The 18,100-nt window shown below is 50.8% G+C and carries 15 protein-coding genes and 2 riboswitches; of the genes, 10 read left to right on the forward strand and 5 right to left on the reverse strand.

Annotated elements, in window-relative coordinates:
- Window positions 1-6 precede the first annotated feature (6 nt).
- The 4 genes from JQX58_RS01810 to JQX58_RS01825 all read right to left on the reverse strand — a co-directional run bounded on the left by JQX58_RS01810 (window position 7) and on the right by JQX58_RS01825 (window position 4,906).
- Complete coding sequence (locus tag JQX58_RS01810; protein ID WP_204145106.1) at window positions 7-1,059, reverse strand: putative urea ABC transporter substrate-binding protein; 1,053 nt, start codon at window positions 1,057-1,059, stop codon at window positions 7-9.
- A gap of 63 nt (window positions 1,060-1,122) precedes the next feature.
- Window positions 1,123-1,227: riboswitch (guanidine-I (ykkC/yxkD leader) on the reverse strand.
- Window positions 1,228-1,586: 359 nt separating this feature from the next.
- Window positions 1,587-3,641: a TonB-dependent siderophore receptor gene (locus tag JQX58_RS01815; RefSeq protein ID WP_204145107.1), complete on the reverse strand. Its 2,055-nt coding sequence runs from the start codon at window positions 3,639-3,641 to the stop codon at window positions 1,587-1,589.
- Window positions 3,642-3,715: 74 nt separating this feature from the next.
- A complete protein-coding gene (locus JQX58_RS01820) occupies window positions 3,716-4,471 on the reverse strand; it encodes a helix-turn-helix domain-containing protein (RefSeq protein ID WP_204145108.1) in 756 nt (251 codons plus the stop codon).
- Between the two features lie 120 nt (window positions 4,472-4,591).
- Window positions 4,592-4,906, reverse strand: coding sequence for a NirD/YgiW/YdeI family stress tolerance protein (locus JQX58_RS01825; protein ID WP_204145109.1), 315 nt, complete (start codon window positions 4,904-4,906; stop codon window positions 4,592-4,594).
- A gap of 250 nt (window positions 4,907-5,156) precedes the next feature.
- Here JQX58_RS01825 and JQX58_RS01830 point away from each other — a divergent pair, with 250 nt between their 5' ends.
- The 10 genes from JQX58_RS01830 to JQX58_RS01875 all read left to right on the forward strand — a co-directional run bounded on the left by JQX58_RS01830 (window position 5,157) and on the right by JQX58_RS01875 (window position 16,021).
- A complete protein-coding gene (locus JQX58_RS01830; protein WP_204145110.1) occupies window positions 5,157-6,800 on the forward strand; it encodes a phosphotransferase in 1,644 nt (547 codons plus the stop codon).
- On the forward strand, window positions 6,793-7,695 hold the full coding sequence (locus JQX58_RS01835) for a GAK system ATP-grasp enzyme (RefSeq protein ID WP_204145111.1): 903 nt from the start codon (window positions 6,793-6,795) through the stop codon (window positions 7,693-7,695). Before JQX58_RS01830 ends, JQX58_RS01835 begins: the two co-directional genes overlap by 8 nt.
- Window positions 7,692-8,783 (forward strand): HprK-related kinase B, encoded by a 1,092-nt coding sequence (locus tag JQX58_RS01840; RefSeq protein WP_239090119.1) that lies wholly within the window; start codon window positions 7,692-7,694, stop codon window positions 8,781-8,783. The genes JQX58_RS01835 and JQX58_RS01840 overlap by 4 nt, the downstream gene beginning before the upstream one ends.
- A complete protein-coding gene (locus JQX58_RS01845; protein ID WP_204145112.1) occupies window positions 8,783-9,475 on the forward strand; it encodes a histidine phosphatase family protein in 693 nt (230 codons plus the stop codon). Before JQX58_RS01840 ends, JQX58_RS01845 begins: the two co-directional genes overlap by 1 nt.
- A 27-nt stretch (window positions 9,476-9,502) precedes the next feature.
- On the forward strand, window positions 9,503-10,831 hold the full coding sequence (locus tag JQX58_RS01850) for a metallophosphoesterase family protein (RefSeq protein WP_204145113.1): 1,329 nt from the start codon (window positions 9,503-9,505) through the stop codon (window positions 10,829-10,831).
- Window positions 10,832-10,844: 13 nt separating this feature from the next.
- Window positions 10,845-11,123 (forward strand): amphi-Trp domain-containing protein, encoded by a 279-nt coding sequence (locus JQX58_RS01855; protein ID WP_204145114.1) that lies wholly within the window; start codon window positions 10,845-10,847, stop codon window positions 11,121-11,123.
- A 124-nt stretch (window positions 11,124-11,247) separates the two neighbouring features.
- Window positions 11,248-11,454, forward strand: a riboswitch (cobalamin riboswitch).
- Window positions 11,455-11,456: 2 nt separating this feature from the next.
- Window positions 11,457-13,340, forward strand: coding sequence for a TonB-dependent receptor domain-containing protein (locus JQX58_RS01860; RefSeq protein WP_204145115.1), 1,884 nt, complete (start codon window positions 11,457-11,459; stop codon window positions 13,338-13,340).
- Entirely contained in the window at window positions 13,340-14,245 is a 906-nt protein-coding gene (locus JQX58_RS01865; RefSeq protein WP_204145116.1) for a cobalamin-binding protein, read from the forward strand. Before JQX58_RS01860 ends, JQX58_RS01865 begins: the two co-directional genes overlap by 1 nt.
- Window positions 14,246-14,312: 67 nt before the next feature.
- Complete coding sequence (locus tag JQX58_RS01870) at window positions 14,313-15,230, forward strand: FecCD family ABC transporter permease (protein WP_204145810.1); 918 nt, start codon at window positions 14,313-14,315, stop codon at window positions 15,228-15,230.
- On the forward strand, window positions 15,227-16,021 hold the full coding sequence (locus JQX58_RS01875; protein ID WP_204145117.1) for an ABC transporter ATP-binding protein: 795 nt from the start codon (window positions 15,227-15,229) through the stop codon (window positions 16,019-16,021). Before JQX58_RS01870 ends, JQX58_RS01875 begins: the two co-directional genes overlap by 4 nt.
- Here the strand turns inward: JQX58_RS01875 and JQX58_RS01880 are convergent.
- Window positions 16,003-18,084 (reverse strand): putative bifunctional diguanylate cyclase/phosphodiesterase, encoded by a 2,082-nt coding sequence (locus tag JQX58_RS01880; protein ID WP_204145118.1) that lies wholly within the window; start codon window positions 18,082-18,084, stop codon window positions 16,003-16,005. The genes JQX58_RS01875 and JQX58_RS01880 overlap by 19 nt on opposite strands.
- Window positions 18,085-18,100: the final 16 nt, after the last annotated feature.

An 18,100-nucleotide genomic window follows, 5' to 3' on the forward strand; every position in this document is an offset into this window, starting at 1 on the left:
GAACGGTTACAGTTCGCCGTCAGCGGCCATTTGCATGTAGCGGTTGTCAAAGCGCAGTTTGATGTTATCGGCGTTACCGTAAATACCGGCAGGCATTTCGATACCAACGATGTCAGCACTCGGGGCTCCTTCACCTAATAGACCATGTTCAAATGAGAACTCGGCAACATGTTTCATGGTGTCGACAAGTTTGGGGCTATTTACCAGCTCTAACGCGGCTTCAGGGGAATAGTACATGTGTGTTTTGGCAAGCTGAGCATCGTAACCGGCTAGATCCGTATAAGCCGCCTCAGCCATCATGCTGCGTACTTCTTTTGCTTCCGCAGTATCTTTTGACATCAGTGACATGATCTCGTACCAAGCGCCCGTTAGTGCTTTGCCTAAGGCAGGGTTAGCGTTGAGCGTTTCAGTATTAACGACTAAACCATCAATTATTTCACCGGGTATTTGCGAAGAGTTGAACACATCGTAAGTTTTGGGCATCGATAGAATTTCATTTGCAAGTGGGTTCCAAGTCACCGCAGCTTGGATATCGCCCGTACCAAAGACAGATACAAGATCTGCATCGGAAGTATTGATCACCTGCACATCACGCTCGCTCATGCCGACGCTTTCAAGTCCACGTGCCAATAGGTAATGAGAGACGCTGTATTCAACCAAGCTGACATCTTGGCCTTTGATGTCTTCTAAGTTGTCTTGCTCAAACAAAATGATGGAGTCGTTGCCATTAGAGTAATCACCAGCAATCAATACTGTGCTGTCGACACCTCCCACAGCAGGAATGGTAAGCGCGTCCATTTGCGCCATGGTGCAGGCGTCAAACTGACCAGCTGTGTATTGGTTCATGGACTCTACGTAATCATTAATCTGTATCACATCGATATTGATGTCGTATTTATCAGCCCATTTATCGATGATGCCGGATTGATTGGCGTAAGCCCAAGGCATCCAGCCTGCGTAAATCGACCAGCAGACTTTAAAGTTATCTTGTGCAAAAGTTTGTGAAGAGGCTAAAAAAGCCAACAATAAAGCGGGTGTTTTTTTTGATTGGAATGGCATAGATGATCACCTTTTCAGTTTGTTTTTGTTACACATGGAGTACCCTTGGCAAATCGCCATGTGGTCTCCCGGGCTTTTGTCCCGCCGTGTAACCTTGAAACAACATCAAGGTCGAAAGCTCTTGGACCAGACATTTCAAAAGAAACCGGAACCCTAGCTTTCCATTTTGCAAATTGTGTAGTCCGATCTGCCAAGGATACGAACGTAAAAATATATTTGCACTGTTCGTGCCAATTTAAGCATCCTGCTCTGATAACACTCACTACCTTTGATAGGTTTTTTAGTGTTTTTTTAGACGTTAGCGACGTTTTGTTGCCTGTTTTTATGTTTTTTAATAAAAATAAATTATTTCGAAAGCTAGGAGTAAAAGCGGCAGACGCCTACTCAAGCAACTATTTTGGCGAAATGGTTAGGTGGGGTTGAGGTCATTGTGGGTAATAAACAGTGCACAAAAATGCGCCATGCAAAGCAAAATGCCTCGCTATGGCGCATTATCAATCTTTAGGTAAGAGTGCGGAACTTATCTCTTACCAAGCGTGGCTGAGGGTAAGTTTGATGTCTCGGCCTGGGTTGTAGTAGTCAGCCGAGCCGGAGCCGACGACGTGTTGTTCGTCGAGGATGTTTTTCACGTTGAGTTTAAGGTCGGTCGCTTGGGTGAGGGCGTAGCCGACGCTGGCGTCGAAGGTGATGGCGTCATCGCTTTTTTTGCTGTTGGCTGCGTCAAAGTAGTAGCTGCCGACGTAGCGTGCACCGAGGCCTAGGCTCAGGGCTTCTTGTTGGTAGTGTCCCCAAAGTGAAGCGCTGTGCTGCGGCGTGGTGGTGAAGTCGTTGCCTTGGTATTGATCGTCCTGGGTGACTTCCGAGTCGATGTACGAGTAGCCGCCGGAGATACTGAGGGTGTCAGTCAGTTCGGCGCGGGCTTCTAGATCGATGCCTTTGACTTCGTTTTTACCGACCACTTCGCGTTCGATGCTGCCATTGGCTTGGGTCACGGCAATGTTGACGTTGCTTTTCTCTAGCTCATACACAGCGATCGAGAAGAGGGCGTTCATATTCGCTGGGGCGTATTTGGCGCCGATCTCGGTTTGTTCGCCGCGTACCAGTTCGGTGCCGATACTCGGTGGTGATACGGATTCGACTTGGCTGATGTAAGCCGAGATTTCATCATTGAACTTATAGGTAAACGCCGAGCGCACGGTGTTTTCTGAGAAGCTACGTTTGGCATCTGTGCCGGCAAAGTAATTCTGTTGCGCTAAGTCGATATCATCATGGCGCGCGCCAAATGAGACGATGTACTTGTCGTCGAGGGCGAAGTTTTGCTGGATAAACGCGGCCTTGGCTTGATAGTCCGTGGTTTGATCGGCGTATGGCGTCAGGGCGCTTGGGCCGTCTGAGTAAACAATATTGTTCAAGTCGATAGGATCAGCAAGACCATAAGAGCTAAAGCTTGAAGACGTCGAGTCTTGGTATTCGATGCCGACCACGGTGCTGCTGTCGAGGCGGCTAAACGAGTGGTCATATTGGGCCATTAAGTTGCCGTTGAATTGCTCGGCGTCGCTTTGTGAGGTGAGGTAGCCACGGTTCACAATGCTACCGGTACGATCTATCGAGTCGCTGATGTAGGTGTAGCCGTAGTCGTTGGTGAGATCGCTGTAGCGCAAGTTAGAGCGCAGCTTAAAGCCATTGCCCAAGTCGTGGCTGATTTGTGCGCTGATGTTGGTGCGCTCTACGTCTTGGTCGTTAAACGCTGGGTCACCAAAGAAGCGGCTGCGATCGTATTCTTTATCAAACGGCGCGCCACCGCTGTTGGGCGTACTGTCGGTTTTCAGATAATCAAAGATCAGCGTGGCGCTGGTTGCATCAGTCGGCTCCCAAGTGAGGCCGGTCATGATGAACTGTGAGTCGTCTTTGGAGTAGTCGTATTCGCGGTCGCTGTCTTTGACTTTTGCGGTTAGGCGATAAGCGAGGGTTTTGTCTTGATCTAGGGTATCACCGACATCGACGCCGACTTCTTTGTGGTCATAAGAGCCGTAGCTGACAAAGGCGTTGCCAAACGGGGTGAATTTCGGGCGCTTGGTGACGAAGTTGATCGAGCCACCAGGATCTGCCGGGCCAAACAAGGTAGAGTTGGCGCCGCGGATCACTTCGACGCGCTCAAAGGCAAACGCATCTTCACGGACGCCGCGTAGCGAGCCAAGGGTCAGACCATCGCGGTAAGTGGTCGCGTCAAAGCCACGGATTTGGTAGTAGTCATTACGATCGTCGCTGCTGAAGTAGCCAGTCATGGTGCCAGGCGTGTATTCCAGTACTTCCTCGGTGGTGGCGGCGCCGCGTTGTTCGATCTCTTTTTGCGTGATCACTGAGACGGACGCGGGCGTATCTTGGATGCTAGTGGCAACTTTGCCGCCCACCCAAAGCTCTTTGGCCACGACGGATTCGGTGTCGTTGTCTTCCTCGACGTAGTCGTTGACCAAGATCGGTGACAAGCGAAAGGGCTCAGCATGGCTAAGGGCTGGGGTGATGACTGAATAGCAAACCAAGGTCGCCACAAGGTAAGGGCTGTTTTTCAGCGGGGATTTCATGATGTCTCCATTCGTAATAGTTACTATTAGAAATGTTGTTGTTAGTGATTATCAATTGCGAAAGGAGATTAACGCTATTTTTGTGTCAATAATTGTATAAATCGGTCACTTTCATCACGTGCTAGTTGCTTGGGTGTCAGGCTTGAGTACTTCTTAATCAACTTGATGTAATGGGACTGATCATTGAAGCCTTCGCTGGGGTAGAGCTCACCCGCTTTTAAGGTGTCGAAGCTATGACGAAAACGCAGAATGTCGCAGTAGCTTTTCATCGGTAGCCCCAACCATTTATTAAAGTAGCGGTTGATCTGACGACTGCTCCAAGAGGCGTGATCAGCGATCTCACTGACACTGACATTGCCGTGCGCCAAGTAGATGGCTTCTGACATGGCCATTTTGCGCGGATCTACAAGGCTTGTTTGCGTGAGCTGTACTTCGAAGTGCTCGGTAAGTGTTTGACAAAACGCTGTGAAACTTTTGAAGGTTTCGGGCGTGATCTGGGCGTAGCCATTATCAAGGGTGGTGCGGGTGTTGAGTAGCTCAGCGATCGGGCGATGCAGCAGGTATTCGGCGGCCAACAACTTCAAACGTACACCTAACAAGCTAGAGCGCTTGGGCATACTGGCGACCTGTGTTTGAGTTTCTAGGCCGACCAAGGAGATGTGCAGCGGGCACTCGGCATTTTGAAAAAAGTATAAGTCGATGCCGCCATCAGGAAAGGTCACCACGTCTTCATCTTGATCATGAGGATTATCAATGCGCCAAAAGCTCTCGATAAAGGGCGCTAAGTCGCTCGGCGGTGATTGCTCGGTGATTTTTAAGGCGTCAGACATGTCAGTATTATCGCTGTCTTATAAGTGAACAGCAGGTATTTTACGAGGGTTGGCGCAGCAGTGCCAGAGCCATAAAAAAAGGTGCCCAGAGGACACCTTCTTTAAGCGCTGGGCAATGACTTAGTTGACTTTCAAGAAGTCGACTTCTAGCTCGTTGCCGTCGTGTTCGCGTTCGATCTCACCATAAAGGGTGACATCTTGGCCGCTTTTCAGATCAATGTGTCGGCTGATATCACGGTCGATTTCGACCACCATGGTGCCACTGTCATCGCTGAATTCATAACGCTCATGGCCCAGTGATTTCCCTAGGGTGCCAGTCAGGGTAGCGATGCTGTCATCACGTGCGTCCAACGCTTCGGATACCTTCATGTCCGTGGCAGCCATAGACATTGTGCTTGCGGCCATTAGTGTGGTTGTCAGTAAAAGTTTCTTCATCCTGTTGCTCCTTTTTCAATGACTTAAAAACAGATCAGTTAACACTGTCATCTCAACGTAACATAACCGTGGCGCTTGAGCGTGGAAGTAAAAAGGTTCATTCGGTGCAAAAGTGAACCTGCGTGCTTGTTTTGACACAACATGAGCGCTTGGCGTTCAATGTGTAAGGAGTGTGTAAATATGACAAGGTAACAAAAGTGTCATTTGCATCGGTTAGGGTGGCGTCAATATTTACCAAAAGCGATTGTTCATGTCTTCCAATCCATCCCTTTTAGTTGTTCAGGATGATTTGTATTTCTTACTGAATGAGCTTGAAAAACACTGCGAATACACTGAGTTGTTTTTTAAGTTAGGCTCCACTCATATTGCGAGCCGTGTCCGCGCCCGTAAGGGCTATGTGCAAACCCTGCGCGAGAAAATTGAGCTAGGCTGCGCCAATCTACTGGAGCGCCGTAAAGCAGGCACCCCTTATTATAATCAAACCGTCGCCGTGCGCAGTTTGGCGCTGGCGCTAGAAAGCCTCGCCCAGCAGTTTTTACTCTGTGTCGAAGAAGGCACCTTAAGCGAAAGCTACGTTCACCCAAGTGCTGGCGCTTGTCGTAAGTTGGTGAAGCGCATTGAGCGCTCGCTCAAGTTAATCAAGTTTGGCCTTGACCAAGATGTGCGCCGCACGGGCATTAAGCTGGGTCGTCGCACGCGTAAGTTGATGGCACTGTATGACGAGATTCAAACCCAAACCTTGAACCATAAAGCAGGCCTTAGTGATGCGCAACTGCAAGCAGCGTTGTTGGCCAATTTTGGGCTTAAGCAATTGATTGCTCAACTAGAGCAAGTAGCAGACGCCTTGATCAAAGTCGACTTGGGCCAAGTGGCGACGCTTAATAATTACAGCCATCTTAAAAATGCTTCGACCTCTCTTAATTATGACCTGAGTGATCTTAAAGTGCGCCGCCTAGCGCTAACCCGTTCAGGCAGTGCCATCGCCGCCTTGTCCCATGAAAACGAGACTGGGCAGCAAGTGCTGGCGGTGTACAAAGAGGGCGAGCGCAGCAAAATCGACGAAGAAGTGCAGGGCGTGGCGCACTGGCGCAAAGTGGATCCTGCGCTGGCGCCAGATGTCTTAGCACAGACTAGCGCCAAAGGTGATACTTCGGCGCTACTGATTGAGCATATCCCAGGCAACACGCTCGAAGCATTGTTGCTGGCGGGTCAAGCTCAGCCCTTACAAGAGGCGCTAAGTACCTTATTTCAGACCTTAAATCGCACTTGGGGCACGACCCTTACGAAAGAGCCCGCATTTGCCGACTTTATGCAGCAGCTGCGTAAACGCATCAAAGACAGCCAAGCGGTACATCCAGACTTTTTTAGCAAAGAGCAGGTGATTTGTGGGCACGTGCGACCTAGTTTTGAGCGCTTGATTGATCAAGTGGGTCACAAAGAAGCCAATTGGAAAGCACCGTTTTCGGTGTTGATTCATGGCGATTTTAACGTCGATAACGTGATCTACGATGACGTCAAACAGCAGGTGTATTTCATCGACCTGCATCGTTCGGACTATTTTGATTATGTGCAGGATCTGTCGGTGTTGATGGTGTCTATTTATCGCTTGCAGGTGCTTGAGACCTCCCAGCGCGACATCATGATGGATGCGGCGCGTCAGATTTATCAATTTGGTAAACGCTTTGCCAAACGCCATGATGATGACACCTTTGAGCTGCGTTTGGCGGTGGGCTTGGCGCGTTCTTTTGCCACTTCGACGCGTTTTATATTGGATAAAAAATTATCGTCGCGCATGCATTTACGGGCACGATATTTGTTAGAAAAACTGGCGTCGTTGGCGTCAGAGAAAGAAGCAAAATTTAAGCTTCCCTTAAAGGAGTTATACAGTGAATAAACCTAGAATCGGGGTGATCGGCATCCCAGGAAAGTGGTCAACCGAAGTGTTAGCCGATCGTCTTGAAGCCTTGACTGGTTTTCGCGCTGTCATTGATATGGCCCAAGTGGAATTACGCTTGGACACCAATCAAGTGATGTACAAGGATTTGGATCTGGCGCAATTAGACGGCGTGATCGTGAAAAAGATCAGCCAAGTGTACGCGCCTGCCGCTGAAGATCGTGTTTTGATGGTGTCACATCTAGAGCGCTTGGGCGTGCCGGTGTTTAGTTCAGCAGACGCTATCGGTGGTTTGATCAACCGTTTAAGTGGCACCTTAGCGCTGCAGCAAGGCGGCGTGCCGATGCCCAAAACTCGCATTACCGAATGCCCAGAGCAGGCCTTTGCCACCTTACAAGCGTTTGGCTCGATCGTGCTTAAGCCGCTGTACTCGACCAAGGCGCGCGGCATGATGATGCTCACTGCAGACCAGCCCGAAGCCGAGCTACGCGCGGCGCTCAAAGCCTATCGCGAAGATAACGATCTGTACTATATCCAGCAGACCGTAAACTTAGATGGTCGTGATCTGGGCATGGTGTTTGTCGCCGGCGAGTATTACTGCACCTACGCACGCGTGGGTAATAAAGACTCCTGGAATACCACGATTCATAGCGGCGGTCATTACGAAAAATTCGAGCCGAGCGACGAGCTAATCGAGCTTGGTCGTAAGGCGCAAGCCTGCTTCAACCTTAGTTTTACCACGGTAGACATTGCGCTGACCGATCAAGGCCCAGTGGTGTTTGAAGTGTCGGCCTTTGGTGGTTTTAAAGGCGCACTAGAAGGCTGTGGTTTAGATGCAGCCCAAGCTTACGCCGAGCATGTGGTCGCTAGTGTCACAAAGGGAGCAGCACAATGATGGTGAGCAATATTCTCGATACGGCGCAACTTAAACAAGCCAAAACAGCCTGCGAGCACCAGCGTGAGTTTGTCTTTGCCGATCTGGCGGTCGTGGTCAAAAGTAACGACGTAGCACTGCTTGAGATGCTCGAGACATACTACAAAAGTTATCACAATGAGACGGTGCAATCGCTGACGCATAAGACGCTTTATGTCATCGAGCAGGCGGTGGTCGGCGATGAGCTGGCGTGGCTTGAAGTGCCCCGTGAAGCAGGCAAACAAGGGCGCAAAGAAGGCTATCTTGATGCGCCAGAAGGCGGCCGCTGGATCAAGAAATTTAAGACAGGTCTTAGCTTGCTACAAGACCAACAGGCGCCTTTGGTATTAGGCCCGTGCAGTAAAAACATCGCGCAAGTGATCAACTTCATTAACAACCAGTTTTTGAACCACTACCTAGGCCAGGACTTTATGCTGGGCCATGCGGCGGCATTTAGTCGTGGTGGCACGGTGACCGCGATCGCGGCAGGTTCTGGTGGTGGTAAATCGACCACCATGTTGCATTGCTTGGAGCATCCTGAGCGTGACTTTTTAACCAATGATCGCTTGCTGTTTAAACGTGACGGCGATGCGGTCACGGCGGTGGGCTTAGCGAAGCTGCCACGTGTCAATCCAGGCACCTTGCTGCACTCTGAGCGCTTATTGCATATTTTGACGCCTGAGCGTCAGCAGGCATTGCGCGCGCTGAGTACCGCTGAGCTGTGGCGCTTAGAAGAAAAATACGATGTGCAGATCGAAGACGAATACGGCCCAGATCGCGTGCAGTTAAAAGGCCAACTAGCCAATCTGGTTATGTTGGATTGGTCTCTTGATAGCGCTGCGCCAACGCAGCTGGTGCCGGTGGATCTGGCGAGCGAAGCGGACAAAATCGATGGTTTACGCAAACGCCCTGGGCCTTTTTACCAAGATGCAGAAGGCGCATTTTGCCAAGATCTTAGTGATATCGACAGTTTGGCCAACTACGCTCATACGCTGGCGCCGGTGAAGGTTTATCGCTTAACCGGTCGTATTGATTTTGAGCGTGCGTATCAATTGTTGGAGGCGTTTTAATGGCCATTGCGGCACTGATTCGACATGGAGCGTATCAGCAACTCGCTGATACGCCGAGTGCATTACAGCCATTTCCTCTGACAGAAGAGGGCGCCCAAGAGGTACGCCAGCAGGCGCAACAGTTTGGTGCATGGCTTCAAGTACAAGGCTACCAATTGGACCCAGTGATTCATGCGTCGACGCTACTGCGTGCTTGGCAAACGGCGGATATTTACGCCCAAGAGTTGGCAGACTATTTCGCTGAAACACCGCGCATTCGCACTTATTCAGACTTGTGTGAGCGCAGTGTTGGCGCGGTAGCCAACTTGCCCTTGGCTGAGATCGAGCGCTTGTTAGCGCTTGATCCACGCTTTGAGGTGCCGCCCGCTGGCTGGAAGTCAGACAGTGATTATTGCTTGCCGTTTGATGGCGCCGAGTCCCTGATGCAAGCTGGCGCGCGCGTTGCAAAGCATATCAGTGCTTGGCGCGATGCCACCCATGATTGCAACGCTAAGACCATTAAGCTGTTTGTCGGGCATGGGGCGTCGATTCGCCATGCGGCGTTTCATATGAATGTCATAAAACTGTGCGATATTAAAAAATTAAGTATGTACTATGGCCATCCAGTGGTGTTGGATTTTGCTGATGAGAGTGTCTTTGCTCCGCTTTTCGGTGATTGGAAACAGCGTCAAAAACATGATGTGCCCGATTAACACGTCTGATTAAGCAAGGAATACCCCATGGCGATCTCGCTCCCCAAAATCACCAAGAAAAAACTGCATCAAGACATCTTAGCGCACGTGCCTCGTGAGCTTGCTCCTTGGCCCCGCGACAATGCCTCGTTTAACGCCAAAGCGCGCGAAGCAAAGGACGAGCCGAGCAAATACTGGGGCAAGAAGATGCAGTGGCCAAAGCGCCCGGTGGTGTTTATTTCTGATCCGCATGCGGACGCGCAAGCGTTCGAAGATTCGCTTATCGCCGCTGGCGCCGCAGAGCGTAAAAAGCCCGGTTTAGGCCATCTGAAACTGACCAAATTCGGTAAGTCAGCGGAGATCATTATCGGTGGCGATTGTCTGGATAAAGGTCCTAGTAACCTCGACTTACTGCGCAGCGTCAAACAGCTCTACAAACTCAAAGCCAATGTCACCTTGCTAGCAGGCAATCACGATTTGCGCTTACGTATGGGGCTATTAGCAATTTCCAGCCAAAAAGACGCCGGTAATCAGCACCTATTTGTGCGTATGGGTAAAAAGATCGTACCGCTGTTTCGTGAGGTATTTGACCAGTACTTGGCGGATACCAAGTGGGATAAGAAAATCCCAGACGAAGAAGCGTGCCGCAAGAAGCTGTTTCCAGACGAAGATTGGTTCCAAGAGTTTCCGTTTTACGCGGCGGGCTTTTTGACTGCTGAAGGTATCGACCGTGAGGTGCGTAAAATGCACTCCAAGGTGGAGAAGTTTGAGCAGCACTGTCGTGATGCGGGGCTTAGCATGCGCCAAGTGTATGCGGTGTCGTTGCAGTGCCAAAAAATGTTTCTTGATAAAAAAGGCGAGTTTGGCTGGTTTTTCCGCCGTATGAAGTTGGTCGAGAAGCGTGGTTCGTTTTTGTTTTTGCACGCAGGCCTTGATGATGTCATGTGCCAAATGTTGCTTAAAAAAGGCACCAGCTACGCCAATAAAGCCTTTCATCGCAATTTGCAGCGTCGGGATCTATTTGGCTTTTACTACAGCTCTTTGGCCAACACCTTTCGTACCAAATATCGTGATGCGGATTTGCCGCTGACTGATCATGGCGTCAAAGCGATCCATAAAGCTGGGGTCAAAGTCGTGGTACAAGGTCATGTCAACCGCGCCCAAGGCCAGCGTATCGCCATCAAAAAGGGCTTGGTGCATGTGGAAGCGGACGTCACCTTGGATGCTAACTCACGCATCAATGAAGGCCTAGCAGGGCCAGGTGTCGGTGCGACTCTGATCAGTAAAAAAATTGGCATCGCCGGTATCAGTGGCGACTATCCCACTGTGAAACTGTTACCGCCTAAAGAGCTAAAACACTTATACGCCGAACAATAACAGGCGAACATTTATGAAATCGAAGGCTGAATTTAAACACGAAGCACTGCTTGAAGCAGGCGATGTACAAGACGTACTCAAAGCAATTGCCAAAGGATTAGGCAAGGGCAAACTTGAGTTTGGTGAAGAAAAAGAAGGTGAGATTGAGCTTAATCCAAAAGGCTTATTGCATCTTAAGCTCAGTGTCAGTGACGAAGACGATCGCCAACAATTTGATATCAAGGTGCGCTGGGAAAAGCGTCCTAAATCCCTCAGTAAAGCGCCGCCAAAAATTGGTAAAAGTGCCAGCTAAAGTGCCTTAATGGCACATTAGAAAACGCCTATCTAATGACGGATAGGCGATCTTTCTCCGCAAATAGCGACAATTTAATCTCATTTTGAGTGTCATTCACTTAGTCTCACCAGTGAGCTGTGTTAGAGTACGCGCCGTTATAGGTTGCTGGCTCGTACTGTCATGTATAAGCCAAGCATTAATAGGGAAGTCAGTGAAATCCTGACACTGCCCCCGCAACGGTAAAAAAGTGAATCTTTGTCTGATGCCACTGTGGTTTTCCATGGGAAGGTGACAAAGCTTGCCTTAGCAACTTTTGAGTCCGGAGACCTGCCTGTAGCTGGGGATTTCGACGTGATCGTTGAAATTGAATCTGACCACTGTGCGGGCGTGCTCAGTGCAGCAAAAGTACTTATTATGACCACTCAATCTTTTATTCCAGTATTTCCTAAATCCTTGGTTGCGACCAGCATCTTATTGGCCAGTAGCGCCGTTTTGGCAGACGCGACGCCATTATCACCCTTGGTTGTCACAGCAACGACCACGCCGATGGCCAGCAAAGACTCCCTAACGTCGGTGACGGTGCTGGATCAAGCCAGCATCGAACGCCAGCAGCCTCAAGAGTTGACCGAGTTATTAGCGGCTCAGCCTGGCATCGATATGGTGACCAATGGTGGCTATGGCAAAAGCACCAGTATTTACACTCGCGGCTCAGCGGCCACTGGCACCAAACTATTGATCGATGGCGTGCCGATCCAATCCCTGTCGACCGGTCAAGCTTCTTGGCAGTACTTGCCGATGGCGCAAATTAAACGTGTCGAAATCGTACGTGGGCCAAAATCGTCTTTGTATGGTTCCAGCGCCGCAGGCGGTGTGGTGCAAGTGTTTTTACCAGACGGTGAGCAAGGACAAGCGGCCGATATCTCTGTCGGCGGCGGTTCGCATAATACCAAACACGCTGATGTCAGTGTCTCTGGCGGCGATGAAGATACGCGCTATGCGCTCTCATTGGGGACATTTCAGACCGACGGCACGCAAGTCAAAGAAGGTCGCCCAGATATGGGCTACGACAATGATCATTTGCTGGCCCGTGTGCAGCAAGATTTTGCTCATGGCATCTACGGTAAAGCCTTGATTATGCGTGCTCAGGGCGAGTCAGATTATGAATCTGGTGATGACTTGCAGCATCACGATTATGTCAATCAAGTGTTAGCCCTAACCGGTGGTGTGGACGTCAATGAATATTGGCAAACGGAGCTTCAGGTGCGTGAAGCCCGTGATGAAGATGACGTGCTCGATGCCCAAGGCGAGCCAACTGGCTCCTACTTTGACAGTCGCAGTCGTGCCGTACGTTGGAACAACACCCTGTGGTATGACAATCATGAATTTGTAGTGGGCAGCGAATACAGTGAAGACAACTTTGAAGGCTCCTACGACAATGAGCGCGACAACAGAAGTGTGTTTGCTCAATCGATCTCAGAGTTTGGCGATATTAGCGTGCAGCTTAATATCCGTGCCGATCACTATGATGAATACGATACACAAACTACGGGCGGCGTGGCGTTGGGCTATCAAATAGATCCACAGCACAGTGTGCGCCTTAGCAGTCGCAGCTCGTTTACCGCGCCGACGTTTAACTCGATGACCGCGGTCAACTGGGGGTATACACCGGTTAACGACATTCGCCCGGAAACCTCTGACAGCATCGAAGTTGGCATGCGTGGCGATTACCAAATCAGCTATTGGGATGCGGCGCTTTACCAAGCGGACTATGACGATATGATTGCGTGGAACTACAGCAATCGCACCATTGGCAATATTGATAAAGCTCGCGTGCAAGGTTTGGAGCTTGAGACCGGTCTCTCTCTAGAGCAATGGCGCGTGGCCTTGGCAGCGACAGTGATGGACACCGAAAACCGCAGCGCCAATGACAACCGAGGCAATCGACTTGCTCGTCGTGCACACAAGAGTGCGCGCATTGATGTGGATCGCCTGTTTGCCCAAGGCTCAGTGGGCGCAACGTTAGTAGGCTATGGTGAGCGTTATAACGACCCTGAAAACACAGAGATGTTGCCAGGCTATGGGGTGCTGAATCTGCGCGCCAGCTATGATGTGACGCCAGCCCTGACGACCAAACTGAGCCTTAAAAATGCCCTTGATAAAGATTACGAAAACGCCAAAGGCTATCGTAATGCGGGTCGAGGGATCTTCTTAAGTTTGAACTACGCCGCCTTTTAATGATGATAAAAATCACTGCTTTTGCTCGTATATTGATAGGTCTGTTGTTGTCGTGGGTGCCGTTAGGTGCCCACGCTGAGCAGCGTTGTGTGATCGATGATAAAGCGCGCGAAGTGTGTTTGGATAAACCTGCCCAGCGCATTGCGGCGCTCTCGCCGGGGGCGACGGAGTTGATCTTCGCCGCCGGTGCCGGCGCGCAAGTGGTGGCGGTAGTGTCTTACAGTGATTATCCGCCCGCCGCACAGCAAATCACGTCCGTTGGCAGTCACACTCGCTTGGATTTGGAGCGCTTGATTGCGCTGCAACCGGACTTGGTCTTGGCTTGGGGCACGGGCAATCCCAGTGAGCAAATCGATACCCTAAAGCGCTTGGGGCTGCCTGTTTATTATGTCGAGCCCCATGAGTTTGGCGATATTGCGGATAATATTGTCAACATGGCTGTCTTGGCGGGCACTGAGCCCGAAGGACGCGCAGAAGCACAGCGTTTTCGTCGCGGCATTGCGGCGTTGCAGCAGCGTTATCAAGGGGCGGCGCCAGTGCCTACGTTTTATCAAGTGTGGGATAGCCCTTTGATGTCGACGAACGGCGAGCATTACATCAGTAAAGTGGTGAGCTTGTGCGGTGGTGAAAACGTTTTCGCCGATGCCGATCGCTTGATTCCGCGCTTAAGCCAAGAGGTGGTTTTGCTGCGCAACCCTGAGGTGATCGTGGCCGGTGGTATGGGCGAGCGCAACGCTCATTGGCTTGAAGCGTGGCGTGCCTTTCCGGAGTTATTAGCGACGCAGCGCGATAATTTGTTTTTTGTGCCGCCATCGCTGATTCAACGACCGACGCCGCGCTTATTAGACGGCGCGGCCATTCTGTGTGAGAAGCTGGATCAAGCCCGTGCTCGACGTCCGTTCTAAGGCTCGCGTTACGCGCCGAGCCATATTCCTGCCCATTGCGCTGCTGGTGTTACTCGCTGTGCTCAGCATGGTGCTGTCGGTGACGCAAGGCAGTGTGGCGCTTAGCCCAAGCGCCGTATGGCAGGCGTTGCAGGGTCAGGGCAGTATACTCAATCAGACCGTAGTGATGGAGCTGCGTTTGCCGCGGGTGTTATCGGCGTTTGCTACGGGCGGATTATTGGCACTCGCGGGCGCCTTGATGCAGATTTTATTGCGCAACCCGTTGGCCGATCCGTATGTGCTCGGTATTTCGGGGGGCGCTTCTGTGGCGGCTTTGGCTGCGATTTTGTTGGGCTTAACCGGGCTATTGATGTCCGGTATGGCATTTATCGGTGCTGCCTTGTCGACCTTGCTGGTGTTTGGTTTGGCGGGTCAACTGTCGCATAACTCAACGCTGCGTTTGCTGCTCACCGGTGTGGTGATTGCCGCTGGCTGGGGTGCACTGATCACACTGATCTTGGCGTTGGCACCACCCGACAAGTTGCCGGGGATGTTGTATTGGTTGATGGGCGATCTTGCCTATGCTCATACACCTTGGCTGGCTTGGCTCGTATTGGTGCCAGTGACCGTGCTATTAGTGCCTCTAGGGCGCAGCTTGAACTTGTTAGCCCGTGGGCCGATGCAAGCAGCCGCTTTGGGCGTGAATGTCAAAGGGCTAGAGCGTTTGGTGTTTATCGTCGCCAGTTTGCTGACCGCGGTGGCGGTGACCACGGCGGGCAGTGTCGGCTTTGTTGGCTTGGTGGTGCCGCATATGTTGCGCCTAGTATTGGGCAATGATCAGCGTCTTATTTTGCCCGCTAGTGCGTTGGCCGGCGGTTGCTTAGTGACCTTGGCGGATACTTTAGCGCGTACCGTGATCGCGCCGGAACAGCTACCGGTCGGTGTGATCACCGCGTTACTCGGCGTGCCGACATTTTTGTACTTACTGCAACGAGGTCGAGTATGACATGGCTTAGAGCCGATCAGCTGGTGGTGGCGATCCCTGGACAGACGCCGTGTTCAGAGCATGCGCTGACCATTGATTTTAAACCTGGCGAGGTGTGGGGCGTGCTCGGCCCTAATGGCGTTGGCAAGACGACCTTGTTGCATACCTTGGCGTCTCTTACGACACCCGCCATGGGGCAGGTAATGCTAGATGACACGCCACTTAAAGATTTGCATCGAACCCACATTGCGCAGCAAGTCGGGGTGATGTTTCAGGCGCATCAAGACGGTTTTCCGGCGACGGTATTTGAAACGGCTTTATTAGGGCGCTTTCCGCACTTGTCGCCTTGGGATATGGAGTCTGAGCAAGATTTGGCACTGGCTGAGCAGGCCTTGGCACAATTAGATCTCACTTCGTTGGTACAGCGCTCGTTAAGCACCTTATCCGGTGGCGAGCGTCAGCGGGCGGCGTTGGCGACTTTGCTGACGCAACAGCCAGAAATTTGGCTAGTGGATGAGCCCACCAATCATTTGGACTTGCATCATCAGGTAGCGGTGATGGCGCTGCTTAAAGAGCAGGCGCTGCGTCAAAAAACCGTGATCATGAGCCTTCATGATGTCAATCTGGCGGCCCAATGGTGCTCGCATGTGTTGTTACTCTATCCTGATCGTGCGCCTATTTGGGGGCGTGCTGAAACCTTGTTAACCCAGGAGTATTTAGAGCCTTTATATCGCCAGTCGTTGGCGGTGACAGAAGTGAATCAGCGCCCTGTATTTGTACCGGTTGCGCAGGTTTATAAATCGATCGACTGATACTGTCGACGACAGCGTTTGACGGCATTGGCCAGCTGTGAAATGGGGACTGGCTCCGAGAAATAGAACCCTTGTAGGTGATGACAGCCATTGAGGATCAAATATTTGGCTTGGCTGGCGGACTCTATGCCTTCGGCACAGGTGTCGAGACCAATCTCTTTAGACAAGTCTAGGATGGTTTTCAGGATGACTTGGTCACGGTGATCTTTACTGGAGTTCACTACAAATTCGCGATCGATCTTGATGCTGTCGATATTGATGCGTGTGAGATAGCTTAATGACGAAAAGCCCGTGCCAAAGTCATCTAGGGCGATCGATGCGCCCGCATTATGGACATACTCAAAGAACTTGTTGGCATTTTGAAAGTCGTTTAAATAGCTTGATTCGGTGACTTCAAATTGTAAGTGATGCATGAGCTGAGCGCTTTCTGCCTTGTCTCGAATAAACGATTCCAGCCAGTTACCACTTAGGTCTGAAGACGACACATTAAAGGACACAATCACATCCTCAGAGCAGTCCTGTTTAAGCTGCGGCAAGTCCTTTAAGGTCTGACGAATGACCCAGCGGGTAATGTCGCTGATTTTCGCGCAGGACTCGGCGATGCTGATAAATTCACTTGGGCTGATGTTGCCGAGTGACGGGTGGACCCAGCGTAGGAGTGCTTCTAAGCCATTGACTTCACCTTGGTCAGATACTTTTGGCTGGTAGTAAAGCTTAAACTGGTTGGTCAGTAGCGCTTCTTCAATCGAGCTGACGATTAAGGCGCGACGACGGCTCTCAAGCAACATTTTGGGCTCAAACAAGGTCGCTTGGCCTTTACTGTGGTGCTTGGAATGATACATGGCCACATCGGCGTAACTGATCAAACGTTCCAGTTCGTAGTCGGCTTCGTCCGCGTAAGCGATGCCAATACTGACGCCGGTATGAATATTCCAGCGATCAATGTACAAAGGCGTATGAAACAGCTCGGTAATCGAACGCGCGACCTCCATTGCGTCACTGCGATGCTTGAGCTCTGGTAAGACAATTAAAAATTCATCTCCGGCTAGGCGTGCCAATACTTGTCCAGGTTTTAGCAGTGTGGAGATCAATTGGCCAATCTCGACCAATAGTTTATCTCCTGTCTCATGGCCTAAGCGGTCATTCACCCCTTTGAAGCCATCGATATCAAAATACAGTAGTGCAGTTTTACTGGTACGGGCTTCCGCTTGTTTAAGAAACGCCGTCAGCCAAGTAATAATATGGCGTCGATTAGGTAGTCCAGTCAGCTGATCATAGTTGGCAAGATGAAACATTGACTCGCGCTGCTCAGTCAGTTGGCGGTTTTTTTGGATATTATCCTGTGTTTCGGCATTGATTTCTTCCAGCAGGCTGTTGATATCTTGCGCCAACGTGTAGACCTCGTCATTCCCTTTGATCGGAAAGCGCTCGTGATAATGCTTCGAGGCACTGATGCGGCGGGTAAACGCCGATAGATTAATCAGTGGGTGTAATTGTTGACGAATAATCAGCCACATGGCGAGCAAGGCGATGATCAAGATAAAGATAATGATGGGGATCGATTGTTGTACTAATACTTTGCGGCTTTGCTGTAACGGGCCATTGTAATCGTGTACCACTAACAGGTAGCCCTCGGCATTGCTCGGTTCACCAATCGGGCTTAGCGCATACAAAGAGTCCTGCATTTGGGTGATAGCAAAGGGTAAGGTGCGTACGCTGATCTGCGGTAAAGTCTCGTTGCGCTCATTGAAGCGGTCGAAATAATTCGGATGGATATAGGCTTCTTGAGTGCGCCACTTTTTGTCGAGTACTAAGGCGTATTTTAGATGGCTGTAGCGCTCGAAGCGTAGCAAAGCGCTACGCATCAGAAACGGATCCTGTTCGGCTAATACCAACAGCAGATCATCGGCGGTATTGGCCGTCAGTGCCATTAGAGTGTCCGCCACCGAATCCGAATAGATCGACTGATGCTCTTTCAACGATATAATGAACACGCTTAGCGCTGAGCTCAAAATCGAAATCAGAGCTACAGCAATAATTTTCGCTCTAATACTCAGGCGCATCTAGACGTCTCGTTTG

The organism is Marinomonas ostreistagni (assembly GCF_016888445.1).
GTDB lineage: Bacteria > Pseudomonadota > Gammaproteobacteria > Pseudomonadales > Marinomonadaceae > Marinomonas > Marinomonas ostreistagni.